Source organism: Mycobacterium asiaticum (assembly GCF_001673635.1).
In the GTDB taxonomy this organism is placed as follows: domain Bacteria; phylum Actinomycetota; class Actinomycetes; order Mycobacteriales; family Mycobacteriaceae; genus Mycobacterium; species Mycobacterium asiaticum_C.
The window spans coordinates 235,123-249,444 of the sequence record NZ_LZMH01000069.1; the positions used below are offsets into that span (position 1 = coordinate 235,123).

Here is a 14,322-nt window from a genome sequence, read left to right on the forward strand (position 1 = left end):
CACCTCACCCGGGGATTTCGGGGCGCATATTCCGGTGCGTGAGCGCAGTCACGCAAATTGGGATCGAATTGGGAAACGACTACTCCGATTTGGCACACTGCAGAAATGAGTTCCACTAAACATCGCGACGTGGCCAAGCTTGACCGGGTGCCGCTCCCGGTGGAAGCGGCCCGGGTAGCTGCCACCGGTTGGCAGGTCACCCGCACCGCCGCTCGGGTGGTGACCAGCCTGCCGGGCAAAGGTTCCTGGCAACAGAAAATCATCAAGCAGATCCCTCAGACCTTCGCCGACCTTGGCCCGACCTATGTGAAATTCGGGCAGATCATCGCGTCCAGTCCCGGCGCCTTCGGTGAATCGCTGTCGCGCGAGTTCCGCGGCCTGCTGGACCGGGTTCCGCCGGCGGACACCGAGGAAGTGCACAAGCTGTTCGTCGAGGAACTCGGTGACGAGCCGGCGAACCTGTTCGCCAGCTTTGACGAGAAGCCGTTCGCGTCGGCGTCCATCGCACAGGTGCACTACGCCACCCTCAAGACAGGTGAGGAGGTCGTGGTCAAGATCCAGCGGCCGGGTATCCGTCGCCGAGTCGCCGCTGACCTGCAGATCCTGCAGCGCTTTGCCCAGGCCGTCGAGCTGGCCAAGCTGGGCCGGCGGCTGTCTGCCCAAGACGTGGTCGCCGACTTCTCCGACAACCTGGCCGAGGAGCTGGACTTCCGTCTCGAGGCGCAGTCGATGGACGCCTGGGTCTCGCACCTGCACACATCCCCGCTCGGTAAGAACATCCGGGTGCCGCAGGTGCACTGGAACTTCACCAGCGAGCGGGTGCTGACGATGGAACGGGTGCACGGCATCCGGATCGACGACGTCGCTGCCATCCGCAAGGCCGGCTTCGACGGCACCGAGTTGGTCAAGGCGTTGTTGTTCAGCGTGTTCGAGGGCGGGCTGCGGCACGGGTTGTTCCACGGCGACCTGCACGCGGGCAACCTCTACGTCGACGCCGAGGGCCGCATCGTGTTCTTCGACTTCGGCATCATGGGCCGCATCGATCCGCGCACCCGCTGGCTGCTGCGTGAGCTGGTCTACGCGCTGCTGGTCAAGAAGGACCACGCCGCGGCGGGCAAGATCGTCGTGCTGATGGGGGCGGTCGGGACCGTGAAGCCCGAAGCTCAGGCCGCCAAGGACCTGGAGAAGTTCGCCACCCCGCTGACCATGCAGTCGCTTGGCGACATGTCCTATGCCGACATCGGCCGGCAGCTGTCGGCGCTGGCCGACGCCTACGACGTGAAACTGCCCCGGGAATTGGTTTTGATCGGCAAGCAGTTCCTCTATGTCGAGCGGTATATGAAGCTACTGGCCCCGAAATGGCAGATGATGTCTGACCCGCAGCTGACCGGGTACTTCGCCAACTTCATGGTGGAAGTGAGCCGCGAGCACCAATCGGACGTAGAGGTTTAAGTGGAAGTTCGAAGTGGCTTTGCCAAATCAGGTTCGGGCGATGTTGAGCTGTACTACGAGGACATGGGTGAGCTGAACCATCCGCCTGTGCTGCTCATCATGGGTCTGGGCGCGCAGATGCTGCTGTGGCGGACCGAGTTCTGCGAGCAGCTCGTCGGCCAGGGCTTGCGCGTCATCCGCTACGACAATCGCGATGTCGGGCTGTCGACCAAGACGCAGCGTTATCGCTCACCGCAGCCGCTGGTGCTGCGGCTGGCCCGATCCTGGCTCGGCTTGCCGAGCCAGGCGGCCTACACGCTAGAGGACCTGGCCGACGACGCTGCGGCGATCCTCGATCACCTGGACATCGACGACGCGCACGTTGTCGGCGCCTCGATGGGAGGCATGATCGCGCAGGTGTTCGCGGCGCGGTTCGCCGAACGAACCAAGTCTCTGGGCGTCATCTTCTCCAGCAACAATCATCGGTTCCTGCCACCGCCCGCTCCGCGCGCGTTGCTGTCGCTGATCAAGGGACCGCCGCCGAACTCCCCGCGCGAGGTGATCATCGACAACTCGGTTCGGGTCAGCAAGATCATCGGAAGCCCCGGCTATCCGACCCCGGAGGAACAGATGCGGGCCGACGCGGCCGAGGCATACGATCGGAACTTCCATCCGTGGGGCATTTCCCAGCAGTTCAGCGCCATATTGGGCAGTGGCAGCTTGCTGCAATACGATCGGCGCATCGTTGCTCCGACCGTCGTGATCCACGGCCGTGCCGATAAGTTGATGCGTCCCTTCGGCGGCCGCGCGGTAGCGCGGGCCATCGATGGCGCACGACTGGTGCTGGTCGACGGCATGGGGCATGACCTGCCGAAACAGTTGTGGGATAAGGTAATCAGCGAACTCAGGAGCAACTTCGCCGCAGCCAGCAGCGCTCAACAATAGGTACGACAAGGCCTCCCTTATCCGGGCTGGCATTTGGGTTGGCACCGCCGCGCGCAATATGCGAAATTGCTACCGTTGACACTGGAGGTTTTCTGACATGGCCGAGTTGAAGCCGTATTACGAAGAGTCGCAAGCGACATACGACATCTCCGACGACTTCTTTGCCTTGTTCCTCGACCCCAACATGGTCTACACCTGCGCCTACTTCGAGCGCGACGACATGACCCTCGAAGAAGCGCAACTGGCAAAGCTCGACCTGGCGCTGGGCAAGCTGAACCTCGAGCCTGGCATGACGTTGCTCGACGTCGGCTGTGGCTGGGGCGGAGCGGTGGTGCGCGCGCTGACGAAGTACGACGTGAACGTCATCGGCATCACGCTGAGCCGTCACCACTACGAGCGCAGCAAAGCCCGGTTGGCGGAGATCCCGACGTCCCGTCGCGCCGAGGCACGCCTGCAGGGCTGGGAAGAGTTCGACGAGAAGGTCGACCGGATCGTCAGTTTCGAGGCGTTCGACGCGTTCAAGAAGGAGCGCTGGCCGGTCTTCTTCGACCGCTCCTACGACATGCTGCCCGACGATGGCCGGATGCTGTTGCACAGCATCTTCACCCACGAGCAGACCTACTGGCGCGACCACGGCATCACCGTGACGATGAGCGATCTGCGGTTCTTCCGCTTCCTGGCCACCGAGATCTTCCCGGGCGGCGGCATGTGCGGCGAGGTCGACATCATCGACAACGCCAAGAACAGCGGATTCTCGGTCGACCAAATTCAATATCTGCAGCCGCATTACGCGCGGACGTTGGACATATGGGCAGCCAATCTCGAGGCGAATCGCGAAAAGGCGATCGAAATCCAGTCCCAAGAGGTCTACGACCGCTTTATGCGCTACCTGACCGGCTGCGCGGGCCTGTTCCGGAAGGGCCTGTCGAACGTGGCGCAATACACCCTGACGAAATAGCGCGGACCAGGCTGACCAGGCATTACGTCATCGCAATTTAGTGATGCAGCGCTGCATCAGATAGTCTGCCTCAGGCATGCGCGGGGGGTATGCGAGACGTTTTTCGGCATGCGACCGTGGGGCCTTTGTGGTCCGGAAAGGCAACACCGAACATGGCTGACAAGCTGAAGCCGCACTTCGACGACGTGCAGGCGCACTACGACCTGTCCGACGACTTCTTCCGGCTGTTCCTGGATCCCACCCAGACCTACAGCTGCGCGTATTTCGAGCGTGAGGACATGACGCTGGAAGAGGCGCAGATCGCCAAGATCGACCTGGCGCTGGGCAAGCTGGGTCTGCAGCCGGGTATGACGCTGTTGGACGTGGGCTGCGGCTGGGGTGCGACCATGCGCCGCGCCATCGAGAAGTACGACGTCAACGTCGTCGGGCTGACCCTGTCCAAGAACCAGGCCAACCACGTGCAGCAGACCTTCGACGCGATGGACACCCAGCGCACCCGGCGGGTGCTGTTGGAGGGCTGGGAGCAGTTCGACGAGCCCGTCGACCGCATTGTCAGCATCGGCGCGTTCGAGCACTTCGGCTTCGACCGCTACGACGACTTCTTCGCTCTGGCCTACCGGGTGCTGCCCGCGGACGGCGTCATGCTGCTGCACACAATCACCGCGTTGATCCCGGACCAGATGATCGAGCGCGGGATGCCGCTGACCTTCGAGATGGCCCGCTTCATCAAGTTCATCGTCACCGAGATCTTCCCCGGCGGCCGGCTGCCGTCGATCGAGAAGGTCGACGAGCACGCCACCAAGGCCGGCTTCCGCCTCACCCGTCGTCAGTCGCTGCAGGCCCACTACGCCCGCACCCTGGACCTGTGGGCCGAGGCCCTGCAGGCACGGCGCGACGAGGCCATCGAGATCCAGTCCGAAGAGGTCTACGAGCGCTACATGAAGTATCTGACCGGCTGCGCGGACGCGTTCCGGGTCGGCTACATCGACGTCAACCAGTTCACGCTGGAGAAGTAGCGCCCGCCCCGCTGCACAAAGCCCCTTGCCAGCGTCTTCAAATACGAAGGATGGGGCGCAGCACGTGTAGGGTGCCGAAGGTAGTCACCTCGCGGGGGGGTGAGCTGTCCTACTGGGAGGACACATGTCTGACAACCTAACTCGCGCCAGGAGCCGACGGGAAAACTACCAGGACGTCCAGGCCCACTACGACATCTCCGACGAGTTCTACGCCCTGTTCGTCGACCCCACCCGGACCTACAGCTGCGCGTATTTCGAGCGCGACGACATGACCTTGGAGGAAGCCCAGATCGCCAAGCTCGACCTGGCGCTGGGCAAGCTGGGCCTCGAGCCCGGGATGACCCTGCTCGACGTGGGCTGCGGTTGGGGCTCGACCATGAAGCGGGCGCTCGAAAAGTACGACGTCAACGTCATCGGGGTGACGCTGTCCAAGAACCAGCACGCCTACTGCCAGCAGCTGCTCGACCAGGTCGACACCAACCGCTCCCATCGGGTGCTGCTGAGCGACTGGGCCGAATTCGACGAGCCGGTGGACCGGGTCATCACCATCGAAGCATTGGAGCACTTTGGCTTTCAGCGCTACGACGACTTCTTCAAGTTCGTCTACAACGCGCTGCCGCCCGACGGCGTATGGCTGCTGCACTCGATCACCGGCCTGACCGGTGGCCAGATCGTGGAGCGCGGCATGCCGGTGACCTTCGAGATGGCCCGCTTCATCAAGTTCATCGTGACGGAGATCTTCCCGGGCGGCCGGCTGCCGTCGGTGGAAAAGGTCGAGCAGCACGCGACCAAGGCCGGCTTCTCAGTCAGCCACATCGAGTCCCTGCAGCTGCACTTCGCCCGAACCCTTGACCTCTGGGCTGATGCCCTCGTCGCTCACCGAGAAGAGGCAATCGCGATCCAATCCGAGGAGATCTACGAGCGGTACATGAAGTATCTGACCGGGTCCGCGGAGTCGTTCCGGATTGGCTACATCGATTGCCACCACTTCACGCTCACCAAGTAGACTTTGCTGCCGCAGCGTGTCTTACGGGTGCAGGCCTCACGCCGGTTGTGTGACATCGTGGGCTTTCGTAGGGCTGAACAGTCAAGCCGACGGTTTTGCATGCGTATGAGCTATGACCACCATTCAGGAGAACATGACGACAATGGCTGAGAAACCGCCAAGCCCGACGAAGACTCGGACCAAGAGTTTCGAGCAGATTCAGGCGCACTACGACGTCTCCGACGACTTTTTCGCCCTGTTCCAAGACCCGACCCGGACCTACAGCTGCGCCTACTTCGAGCCGCCGGACCTGAGCCTCGAGGAAGCCCAGATCGCCAAGGTGGACCTGAACCTGGACCAGCTCGACCTCAAACCCGGCATGACGCTGCTGGACGTCGGCTGCGGTTGGGGCACCACCATGAAGCGCGCCGTCGAGAAGTACGACGTCAACGTCATCGGTTTGACCCTGTCCAAGAACCAGCACGCCCGTTCCCAGCAGGTACTGGACGCCATCGACACCGACCGGTCCCGCCGGGTGCTGCTGCACGGCTGGGAGGACTTCAACGAGCCGGTGGACCGGATCGTGTCCATCGAGGCCTTCGAGCACTTCGGGCACGAGAACTACGACGACTTCTTCAAGCGGTGTTTCGACATCATGCCCGACGACGGCCGGATGACCATCCAGAGCAGTGTCAGCTACCACCCCTACGACATGGCGGCACGCGGTAAGCGGATCACCTTCGAGACGGTGCGCTTCATCAAGTTCATCGTCACCGAGATCTTCCCGGGTGGCCGGCTGCCGACCACCGGCATGATGGTCGAGCACGGCGAGAAAGCCGGTTTCGTTGTGCCCGAACCGCTTTCGTTGCGGCCGCACTACATCAAGACGCTGCACATCTGGGGCGACACGCTGCAGTCCAACCGCGACAAGGCCATCGAGGTGACCTCGGTCGAGGTCTATGACCGCTACATGAAGTATCTGCGGGGCTGCGAGCACTACTTCACCGACGAGATGCTCGACGTCAGCCTGGTCACCTACCTGAAGCCGGGCGCCGTCGCCTAGCCGCCTGTCGTATCGGGCGTGCATCGTTCGTCGGACAGGTAGAGAGTGGAGCACACGGGCTTCGCTCACTACCGGAGGTGACGACACATGCAGTACTTCGCGCTTTTGATCAGCACAGAGAGCGACCGCACGCCCGAGGACGGGCAGGCCGCCATGGCGGCGTTCCAGCGCTTCCACGCCGCAGCGGGCCCGGCGATCCGCGCCGGTGACGCGTTAGGGCCCGCGGCCGCCGCCGCACACGTCACCGGGGGCCCGAAGGCGCCCGTGGTGACCGACGGCCCCTTCGCCGAGTCCGCCGAGGTGGCGTGCGGCTACTACGTCCTGGAAGCGGAAAACCTGGACGAGGCGCTGGCATTGGCGCGCGACATCCCGGTCGCGGAATTCGGGGCCGTCGAGGTGTGGCCGATCTTCGGTTCCTTCGAGCCGGCCCGACGCGACGGCACCCACTGGCTGGCACTGCTGCTCGAGCCGCCGTCGAAAACCGAAGCCCCCGGCACCCCGGAATGGAATGCGGTGGCCGCACAGCACGGCGAATTCGCCGCCGCGGCCGGCGATCGCATCATCGGCGGTGCCGCCCTGCACCAACCGTCCACCGCAACCACGGTTCGGGTGCGCGACGGCGAGGTGCTGATCACCGACGGCCCTTACGCGGAAGGCGCCGAGGTGGCCAACGGCTTCTACGTGCTCGACGCAGGCGACCGCGAGGAGGCTGTCAAGTACGCCTCGATGATTCCGGCCTCCACCGTCGAGGTGCGGCAACTCGCAGGGCTGTCCGGGCTGTAAACCGCCAGATGTCCACCCTGGACGGCGTTTTCCGGCGCGAATGGGGGTCGGCCGTCGCCGCGCTCGCGCGATGGTCGGGCGACCTGACCGTGGCTGAGGACGCCGTCCAGGAGGCCTGCGCCGAGGCGCTGCGGACCTGGCCCCGCGACGGCACGCCCGCAAACCCCGGCGGCTGGCTGGTGACCGTCGCGCGCAACCGCGCCAGGGACCGGTTGCGTCGCGAGACAGCCCGCCCCGGAAAGGAATTGGCTGCTGTGGTCGACCAGATTCGGGCCCGCACCGATGACACCGAACCGCATCCGGTGCGCGACGACGAACTCCGGATGATGTACACCTGCGCACATCCCGCGCTGGACCGGGCGTCGCAGCTGGCACTCACGTTGCGGCTGGTGTCCGGGCTGACCGTCGCCGAGATCGCTCGCGCGCTGCTGCAGTCCGACGCTGCGGTGGCGCAGCGAATCACCCGGGCCAAGAACAAGATTCGGCACGCCAACATCCCATTGCGGGTACCGCCCGCCGAGCTGCTGCCCGAGCGCACACCGCACGTGCTCGGTTGCATCTACTCGGTGTTCACCGAGGGCTACTGGTCCACGGCGGGCCCGTCGGCGATCCGCGACGAGCTGTGTGACGAAGGCGTGCGGCTGGCCGGTGAGCTGTGCACGCTGCGGCCGGAGCCGGACACCCATGCCCTGGCGGCGCTGATCCTGCTGCACGATTCGCGACGGGCGTGCCGGGTGAACGACGCTGGGGCGCTGGTCCCGCTCGACGAGCAGGACCGGCGCCGATGGGACCGCTGCCGTATCGAGCGCGGTCTCAGCCGGTTGCGTCAGGCGCAGGGGTCGACCGGCCCCTACCTGCCACAGGCGGTCATCGCCGCCGTCCACGCCACGGCGCCCTCCTGGGAACAGACCGACTGGACCACGATCTGCGCGGCGTATGACCAGCTGTTGCGGCTGACGGATTCGCCGGTGGTGCTGGCCAATCGCGCTCTCGCGGTCGGTTTCCGCGACGGGCCCGACGCCGGCCTGGCCGCCCTGGAGAAGGTCGCCCACGATCCGCGGCTGGCGCGTTCCAATCTCGTCGCGTCGGTGCGCGCCGACTTGTTACGCCGGGCCGGACGCCTCACCGAGGCGGCCGATTGCTATCGAAAAGCGTTGCAGACCAACGGTTCTGAGCCGGGCCGCGAGTTCCTGCGCCGCCGCCTCACCGAATGCGGCGGGTAACTCCCCTATGCCGAGCAGACGCGAAAGCTCCCGACACGCCGAGTAAAAAGGGGCTTTTGCGTCTGCTCGCGCAAGGAAAGCTCCGCGCCGCTCCCTACGCCTCCGAAGCGAAATTGCGGGTGATGGACGGGTCCACCGGAATGCCCGGGCCCGTCGTCGTCGACACGGTCACCTTCTTCAGGTAGCGGCCCTTGGACGACGACGGCTTGTGTCGCAGCACCTCGTCCAGCGCGGCACCGTAGTTCTCGGCCAGCTTCTTCTCGTCGAAGGACGCCTTGCCGATCACGAAGTGCAGGTTGGCCTGCTTGTCGACGCGGAAGTTGATCTTGCCGCCCTTGATGTCGGCGACGGCCTTCGCGACATCGGGCGTCACGGTACCGGTCTTGGGGTTGGGCATCAGGCCGCGCGGACCCAGCACCCGCGCGATACGCCCCACCTTCGCCATCTGGTCAGGCGTCGCGATCGCGGCGTCGAAGTCCAGGAACCCGCCCTGGATCTTCTCGATCAGGTCGTCACTGCCCACGATGTCGGCGCCGGCGGCCTGCGCCTGCTCGGCCTTCTCGCCAACCGCGAAGACGGCAACCCGGGCGGTCTTGCCCGTGCCGTGCGGCAGGTTCACCGTGCCACGCACCATCTGGTCGGCCTTGCGCGGATCGACACCCAGCCGGATCGCCACCTCGACGGTCGCGTCCTGCTTGGTCGACGACGTCTCCTTGGCGAGCTTGGCCGCCTGCAGCGGCGTGTAGAGGGTGTTGCGGTCCACCTTCTCGGCGGCGGCGCGGTATGCCTTGCTGGTCTTGCTCATTGGATATCCAATCTGTGTTGGGTCGTGGTCGGCGGGCCGAAGCTGGCCCTCCCACGCGTTCTCGAGGGGTTACTACTCGACCGTGATGCCCATCGACCGGGCGGTGCCGGCGATGATCTTGGCGGCGGCGTCGATGTCGTTGGCGTTGAGGTCGGTCTTCTTGGTTTCGGCGATCTCGCGAACCTGGTCCCAGGTGACCTTGGCGACCTTGGTCTTGTGCGGCTCGGCCGAGCCCTTCTGCACACCGGCGGCCTTCAGCAGCAGCTTGGCGGCAGGCGGCGTCTTCAGCGCGAAGGTGAAGCTGCGGTCCTCGTAGACGGTGATCTCAACGGGGATGACGTTGCCGCGCTGGTTCTCCGTCGCGGCGTTGTACGCCTTGCAGAACTCCATGATGTTGACGCCGTGCTGACCCAGCGCGGGGCCGACCGGCGGCGCAGGGTTGGCCTGCCCCGCGGTGATCTGCAGCTTGATCAGCCCGGTGACTTTCTTCTTCTTCGGGGCCATGAGATGTCGAACTTCCTTCCTGGTTTTGCTTAGTTCAGTGCCCAGCGGGCTAAATCTTCGAGACCTGGCTGAAGGTCAGTTCCACCGGCGTCTCGCGGCCGAAGATGGAGACCAGCACCTTGAGTTTCTGCTGCTCACCGTTGACCTCGCTGATCGTGGCCGGCAACGTGGCGAACGGCCCGTCCATCACCGTCACCGACTCGCCGACCTCGTAGTCGACCTCGACGACCGGCCGTTCCAGGCCGCCCGTCTCCGCGGCGGCCGCGGTGCTCGCGGCGCCCTTGGCGGCCTTCTTCGCCGAGCCCGGGGGCAGCAGGAACTTCACCACGTCATCGAGCGACAGCGCCGATGGACGCGAGGTGGCCCCGACGAATCCGGTCACGCCGGGCGTGTTCCGGACGGCGGACCACGAGTCGTCGGTCAGGTCCATGCGCACCAAGATGTAGCCCGGCAGCACCTTGCGGTTGACCTGCTTGCGCTGGCCGTTCTTGATCTCGGTGACCTCTTCGGTGGGAACCTCCACCTGGAAGATGTAGTCGCCGACGTCGAGGTTCTGCACGCGGGTTTCGAGGTTGGCCTTGACCTTGTTCTCGTAGCCGGCGTAGGAGTGGATGACGTACCAGTCGCCCGGCTTGCTACGCAGCTCCGCCTTCAGCGCGGCGGCAGGGTCGACATCTTCAGCGGGGGCCTCTGCCTGAGGGGCATCCTGAGTATCGACAGCTTCGACATCCTGCACGTCGACCGCCTCACCCGCGGACGGGTCACCGTCGAAGGTAGTCACGGTATTCAGTCCTCTCTATCACTCTCGAGTCTCAGCCGAACACCAACAGCACGAGCTTGCTCAGACCCAAGTCGGCACCGCCTACCAGCGCCACCATGAAGGCCAGGAACACCAGCACCACCGACGTGTAGGTGAGCATCTGCTTACGGTTCGGCCAGATGACCTTCCGCATCTCGGCTACAACCTGCTTGAGGTAGGTGTAGACGAAGAGGAAGGGGTTGACCGAGCCGGCTTTCTTCGGCTTCCTCGCCTTGTCTTTCTGGGTCGACTTGGCCTTCCCAGACTTCCCGGCCGACTTTGCGGCGCCCTTCTTGGACGAGCCCTTGCCGGCCGCTTCGGTCTCGACCGATTCGTCGTCGGTGTCTTCTTCGGCCTCCACTGCACGTGCCCGGGTCCGCTTACCCGTCGGGCGCTGCGGCCGCGCCGCCTTGGTCACCACGGCCGTCCGGCCACCGTCCTTGGCGTCGCCGCCGTCGCGTGTGGCGTCGTCGGCAACGTCGCCTTCGTCGCTCACCGCATGCTCCTTTGTTCGTCAGCTATCTCGCGAGCCATTCCGCTTTGGCTGGCCACCATTCCAGTGTCCACCATATGTCCGGCTCCTCTTCAGGCCGTACCGGCCTGCGTCGTCACCTGTCAGCAGGGGCGACAGGACTTGAACCTGCAACCTGCGGTTTTGGAGACCGCTGCTCTGCCAGTTGAGCTACGCCCCTATCACCCGGGGCTTACATGACTCGCGCGCTCCCCGTTCGGCAATCGCGAACCGACGGACAGCGCGCTTGTAATGGGAAAACCCCGAGGTCCGAGTGTACATCCAGGTGGGAGTCAGATACTAATTAGGCGGTTCTGATGACCTGCCCGCTTTCTTTGTCCCATTTCAGCTGGATCGAGTTGTCGCCCTCGTGCCCCATTAGGGTCGTATAAGCCTCCAAAACCAGGACGCCATCCTGGTTGTGGCAGAAGTTTTTCGTGACCACGATGTCGGCGCCGAACCGCTCATTCACGCTTTCGATGCGCAGGCTGCCGTAGAGCTTGTCGCCCACGTGTATCGGCGCGTGGTAGACGAACTTCTGGTCGACCTGCACGATCTGCATGGTTTCGAAGCCGACGTCGACGTTGCGGAAGAAGTCGTCCTGGATGAGCTTGGCCAGGATCGACACGAAGGTCAGCGGGGCGACGATGCTGGCGTGGCCGAGTTCGGCGGCCGCCTCCTCGTCGAAGTTCGCCGGATCCTTGGCCTTGACGGAGCGGGCGAACGCGCGAACCTGCTCCCGGCCCACCTCGAAGTAATCGGGGTAGCGCCAGCTCATCCCCCGGATATCTGTCTTGAGGGCCATCCGCTAGGCCAGCTTCGCCGAAGCGACGGCCCGACCGAAGATCTTTTTGCCGCCGGTCGTGGCGGTCAACGCAATGGTCACCGACTTGCTCTCGGGGTCGACGGACTTCACCCGGCCGCTGAACACCAACTCGGCCCCCTTACCGTCGTTCGGAACCGGGACCACCGCGGTGAATCGCACGTTGTACTCGGTGACCGCACCCGGGTCGCCGACCCACGACGTGACGTAGCCGCCGCCGATGCCCATCGTCAACATGCCGTGCGCGATCGCGGTGTCCAGGCCCACCATCTTGGCGATCTCGTCGTCCCAGTGGATCGGGTTCAGGTCACCCGAGACCCCGGCGTAATTGACCAGGTCCTGGCGGGTCAGTGGGTAGGTGCGCTCCGGGAGCTGGTCGCCCACCTGGACCGAACTGAACTCACGCAGAGGCATCAGAAAACCCTTCTCCATCTTCACCGGAACGACCCGCGAGGGTCGTGTACGTCTCTTGCACGATCTCACCAGCATCATTGGTGACGATGTTCTTGGTCACGATGATCTGGGTGCCGTGTGCTTCCCGCACGGAATCCACGTATACGTCACAGTAGAGCTTGTCCCCCGCAACGATCGGCTTCCGGAACTTCAGCACCTGATCGATCTGGACGATTTTCTCGTCAGAAATGGCGATGTTCGCGTAATCGAAAAATGCCGATTGCGCCTTATAGCCGAATACGCAAATGAACGTCAGCGGAGCCGTCAAGCCTTCGTAACCCAGTTCGGCTGCCGCCTTATCGTCGAAGAACGCGGGGTCGTCATTCTGCACAGCCGTCGCGTGCTCGCGGATCTTTTCCCGCTCCACCAGGTAATAGTCGGGGTAGCGATAGTGCATCCCGACGATGTCTTCGGACAGCGCCACGGTTTTGAAACCTACCTACGAATCTCGGCCAGACTGGAACAGCGTGGTTACCGCGTTTCGCGGTGCCCCTGGTGCTTGCCGCAATTCGGGCAGAACTTTTTCAGCTCCAACCGGTCCGGGTCATTGCGACGGTTCTTTTTGGTGATGTAGTTACGGTGCTTGCACACCTCGCACGCCAAGGTGATCTTTGGCCGCACGTCGGTACTGGAAGCCATGGCCTTCTCTCAGCTCTCTGTCAATCTCGTCGAAGTCTCGATGTTGTGTTGTAGCGATGGCCGGACTCGAACCGGCGACCTAACGATTATGAGTCGTTCGCTCTAACCGACTGAGCTACATCGCCTCTGGTGCGCGCCGCGCCTGCTCGGCGTCCGCCGAGCCCCCTAACGGAATCGAACCGTTGACCTTTTCCTTACCATGGAAACGCTCTACCGACTGAGCTAAGGGGGCCGGTACCCGTAGCGACCAGTCGTGCAGGTGCGCTTCAAGGGCCAGAAAGAGGTTACAGCCTGCCCCGCAACGTCTCCAAACCAGGACGAGTCAGCCGGTGTCGCCGTTCCGGTGCAGCTGCCAGGCGCTGAGGTCGCTGAACTCGTCGTAGTCCTCGTCCTGCGGGTCGTGCTCGACCTCCGGACCCTCGTCCAGCACCGCCTTCAGTGCGAGGTGGACCGCCTCCCGCGCATCCAGCAAGTGGAATTTGTCAATTACCCCTTGCAGCAAATCGGCTTCTACAAGGATGTCGACCCTCTTCAACATGGACCAACTTTACCCAGTGCTGACCGATTTGGGCCGATAGAAGGCCAGGTTGAGAGGTTTTTTGGCGACCCAATACGCTGGTGCCGTGTCAGACTCGGACCGGCTCTACTTCCGTCAACTGCTGTCGGGGCGCGATTTCGCCGCCGGCGACCCCATCGCCGCGCAGATGCGCAACTTCGCCTACCTGATCGGCGACCGCGACACCGGTGACTGTGTGGTGGTCGACCCGGCCTACGCCGCGGGAGACCTGGTCGACGCGCTGGAAGCCGACGGCATGCGCCTGTCCGGCGTCCTGGTGACCCACCATCACCCGGATCACGTCGGCGGCTCGATGATGGGTTTCGAGCTCAAGGGCCTGGCGGAGCTGCTCGAACGCACCGCGGTGCCAGTACACGTGAACACCCACGAGGCGGTGTGGGTGTCGCGGATTACCGGCATCCCGCTCAGCGACCTGACCAGCCACGATCACCGGGACAAACTCAACGTCGGCGACATCGAGATCGAACTACTGCACACTCCGGGCCACACTCCGGGCAGCCAGTGCTTCCTGCTCGACGGCCGGTTGGTCGCTGGCGACACGCTGTTCCTGGACGGCTGCGGGCGCACCGACTTCCCCGGCGGCGATTCCGACGAGATGTACCGCAGCCTGCAGCAACTCGCCGCGCTACCGGGCGATCCGACGGTGTTTCCCGGGCACTGGTACTCCGCCGACCCAAGCGCCGCGCTGTCGGAGGTCAAGCGTTTCAATTACGTATACCGGCCGGCCAATCTCGACCAGTGGCGAATGATGATGGGCGGTTAACGGCGTGGCGAACACGAACTGCCATTCTGCGCACCGGCGATAAC

Annotated in this window: 18 protein-coding genes and 3 tRNA genes; 9 read left to right on the top strand and 12 right to left on the bottom strand. The window is 64.1% G+C overall.

Features of this window, described 5'->3' with window-relative positions:
* Window positions 1-105: 105 nt before the first annotated feature.
* The 8 genes from A5645_RS19840 (at window position 106) to A5645_RS19875 (ending at window position 8,404) form a co-directional block, all read left to right on the top strand.
* Window positions 106-1,452: an ABC1 kinase family protein gene (locus tag A5645_RS19840; RefSeq protein WP_065035462.1), complete on the top strand. Its 1,347-nt coding sequence runs from the start codon at window positions 106-108 to the stop codon at window positions 1,450-1,452.
* A complete protein-coding gene (locus A5645_RS19845; protein WP_065130752.1) occupies window positions 1,453-2,376 on the top strand; it encodes an alpha/beta fold hydrolase in 924 nt (307 codons plus the stop codon).
* A 97-nt stretch (window positions 2,377-2,473) separates the two neighbouring features.
* On the top strand, window positions 2,474-3,334 hold the full coding sequence (locus A5645_RS19850; protein ID WP_065035460.1) for a cyclopropane mycolic acid synthase family methyltransferase: 861 nt from the start codon (window positions 2,474-2,476) through the stop codon (window positions 3,332-3,334).
* Window positions 3,335-3,486: 152 nt separating this feature from the next.
* A complete protein-coding gene (locus A5645_RS19855) occupies window positions 3,487-4,350 on the top strand; it encodes a cyclopropane mycolic acid synthase family methyltransferase (protein ID WP_065035459.1) in 864 nt (287 codons plus the stop codon).
* A gap of 124 nt (window positions 4,351-4,474) precedes the next feature.
* Window positions 4,475-5,356, top strand: a complete 882-nt coding sequence (locus A5645_RS19860; RefSeq protein WP_065130753.1) for a cyclopropane mycolic acid synthase family methyltransferase — start codon at window positions 4,475-4,477, stop codon at window positions 5,354-5,356.
* Between the two features lie 133 nt (window positions 5,357-5,489).
* Entirely contained in the window at window positions 5,490-6,398 is a 909-nt protein-coding gene (mmaA4, locus tag A5645_RS19865; RefSeq protein WP_155768104.1) for a hydroxymycolate synthase MmaA4, read from the top strand.
* Between the two features lie 87 nt (window positions 6,399-6,485).
* Window positions 6,486-7,181, top strand: a complete 696-nt coding sequence (locus A5645_RS19870; protein WP_065035457.1) for a YciI family protein — start codon at window positions 6,486-6,488, stop codon at window positions 7,179-7,181.
* 8 nt (window positions 7,182-7,189) lie between these two features.
* Complete coding sequence (locus A5645_RS19875) at window positions 7,190-8,404, top strand: RNA polymerase sigma factor (protein ID WP_065130754.1); 1,215 nt, start codon at window positions 7,190-7,192, stop codon at window positions 8,402-8,404.
* Between the two features lie 94 nt (window positions 8,405-8,498).
* On the opposite strand, the gene rplA is transcribed toward A5645_RS19875, so the two are convergent.
* The 12 genes from rplA to A5645_RS19935 all read right to left on the bottom strand — a co-directional run bounded on the left by rplA (window position 8,499) and on the right by A5645_RS19935 (window position 13,476).
* Window positions 8,499-9,209 carry a 50S ribosomal protein L1 gene (gene rplA, locus A5645_RS19880; protein WP_065035455.1) on the bottom strand — a complete coding sequence of 237 codons (711 nt, stop codon included), beginning with the start codon at window positions 9,207-9,209 and terminating at the stop codon, window positions 8,499-8,501.
* Window positions 9,210-9,281: 72 nt separating this feature from the next.
* Entirely contained in the window at window positions 9,282-9,713 is a 432-nt protein-coding gene (gene rplK, locus A5645_RS19885; protein ID WP_065035454.1) for a 50S ribosomal protein L11, read from the bottom strand.
* A gap of 49 nt (window positions 9,714-9,762) precedes the next feature.
* Entirely contained in the window at window positions 9,763-10,494 is a 732-nt protein-coding gene (nusG, locus tag A5645_RS19890) for a transcription termination/antitermination protein NusG (protein ID WP_065035453.1), read from the bottom strand.
* Window positions 10,495-10,525: 31 nt separating this feature from the next.
* Window positions 10,526-11,008 (bottom strand): preprotein translocase subunit SecE, encoded by a 483-nt coding sequence (gene secE / locus A5645_RS19895; protein WP_065130755.1) that lies wholly within the window; start codon window positions 11,006-11,008, stop codon window positions 10,526-10,528.
* Between the two features lie 123 nt (window positions 11,009-11,131).
* Window positions 11,132-11,204, bottom strand: a tRNA-Trp gene (locus tag A5645_RS19900).
* 123 nt (window positions 11,205-11,327) lie between these two features.
* Complete coding sequence (hadC, locus tag A5645_RS19905) at window positions 11,328-11,828, bottom strand: (3R)-hydroxyacyl-ACP dehydratase subunit HadC (protein ID WP_065035451.1); 501 nt, start codon at window positions 11,826-11,828, stop codon at window positions 11,328-11,330.
* A gap of 3 nt (window positions 11,829-11,831) precedes the next feature.
* Window positions 11,832-12,260 carry a (3R)-hydroxyacyl-ACP dehydratase subunit HadB gene (gene hadB / locus A5645_RS19910; protein WP_036352527.1) on the bottom strand — a complete coding sequence of 143 codons (429 nt, stop codon included), beginning with the start codon at window positions 12,258-12,260 and terminating at the stop codon, window positions 11,832-11,834.
* Window positions 12,247-12,723 (bottom strand): (3R)-hydroxyacyl-ACP dehydratase subunit HadA, encoded by a 477-nt coding sequence (hadA, locus tag A5645_RS19915; RefSeq protein ID WP_065035450.1) that lies wholly within the window; start codon window positions 12,721-12,723, stop codon window positions 12,247-12,249. Before hadA ends, hadB begins: the two co-directional genes overlap by 14 nt.
* Window positions 12,724-12,770: 47 nt before the next feature.
* On the bottom strand, window positions 12,771-12,938 hold the full coding sequence (rpmG, locus tag A5645_RS19920; RefSeq protein WP_036352522.1) for a 50S ribosomal protein L33: 168 nt from the start codon (window positions 12,936-12,938) through the stop codon (window positions 12,771-12,773).
* Between the two features lie 51 nt (window positions 12,939-12,989).
* A tRNA-Met gene (locus tag A5645_RS19925) sits at window positions 12,990-13,063 on the bottom strand.
* A gap of 34 nt (window positions 13,064-13,097) precedes the next feature.
* A tRNA-Thr gene (locus tag A5645_RS19930) sits at window positions 13,098-13,170 on the bottom strand.
* A gap of 90 nt (window positions 13,171-13,260) precedes the next feature.
* The gene (locus A5645_RS19935; RefSeq protein WP_065035449.1) at window positions 13,261-13,476 is read right to left on the bottom strand and encodes a type II toxin-antitoxin system VapB family antitoxin; all 216 of its coding nucleotides are present in this window, start codon (window positions 13,474-13,476) and stop codon (window positions 13,261-13,263) included.
* Between the two features lie 85 nt (window positions 13,477-13,561).
* Here A5645_RS19935 and A5645_RS19940 point away from each other — a divergent pair, with 85 nt between their 5' ends.
* Window positions 13,562-14,278 (top strand): MBL fold metallo-hydrolase, encoded by a 717-nt coding sequence (locus A5645_RS19940; protein WP_065035448.1) that lies wholly within the window; start codon window positions 13,562-13,564, stop codon window positions 14,276-14,278.
* Window positions 14,279-14,322 lie beyond the last annotated feature (44 nt).

Coding starts and splice junctions, on each gene's coding strand:
- hadB (WP_036352527.1), bottom strand. CDS start 12,260: ATGCCTCTGCGTGAGTTCAGTTCGGTCCAGGTGGGCGACCAGCTCCCG.
- rpmG (WP_036352522.1), bottom strand. CDS start 12,938: ATGGCTTCCAGTACCGACGTGCGGCCAAAGATCACCTTGGCGTGCGAG.
- mmaA4 (WP_155768104.1), top strand. CDS start 5,490: ATGACGACAATGGCTGAGAAACCGCCAAGCCCGACGAAGACTCGGACC.
- A5645_RS19935 (WP_065035449.1), bottom strand. CDS start 13,476: ATGTTGAAGAGGGTCGACATCCTTGTAGAAGCCGATTTGCTGCAAGGG.
- A5645_RS19870 (WP_065035457.1), top strand. CDS start 6,486: ATGCAGTACTTCGCGCTTTTGATCAGCACAGAGAGCGACCGCACGCCC.
- rplK (WP_065035454.1), bottom strand. CDS start 9,713: ATGGCCCCGAAGAAGAAGAAAGTCACCGGGCTGATCAAGCTGCAGATC.
- A5645_RS19850 (WP_065035460.1), top strand. CDS start 2,474: ATGGCCGAGTTGAAGCCGTATTACGAAGAGTCGCAAGCGACATACGAC.
- A5645_RS19840 (WP_065035462.1), top strand. CDS start 106: ATGAGTTCCACTAAACATCGCGACGTGGCCAAGCTTGACCGGGTGCCG.
- hadC (WP_065035451.1), bottom strand. CDS start 11,828: ATGGCCCTCAAGACAGATATCCGGGGGATGAGCTGGCGCTACCCCGAT.
- rplA (WP_065035455.1), bottom strand. CDS start 9,209: ATGAGCAAGACCAGCAAGGCATACCGCGCCGCCGCCGAGAAGGTGGAC.
- A5645_RS19875 (WP_065130754.1), top strand. CDS start 7,190: ATGTCCACCCTGGACGGCGTTTTCCGGCGCGAATGGGGGTCGGCCGTC.
- A5645_RS19855 (WP_065035459.1), top strand. CDS start 3,487: ATGGCTGACAAGCTGAAGCCGCACTTCGACGACGTGCAGGCGCACTAC.
- A5645_RS19860 (WP_065130753.1), top strand. CDS start 4,475: ATGTCTGACAACCTAACTCGCGCCAGGAGCCGACGGGAAAACTACCAG.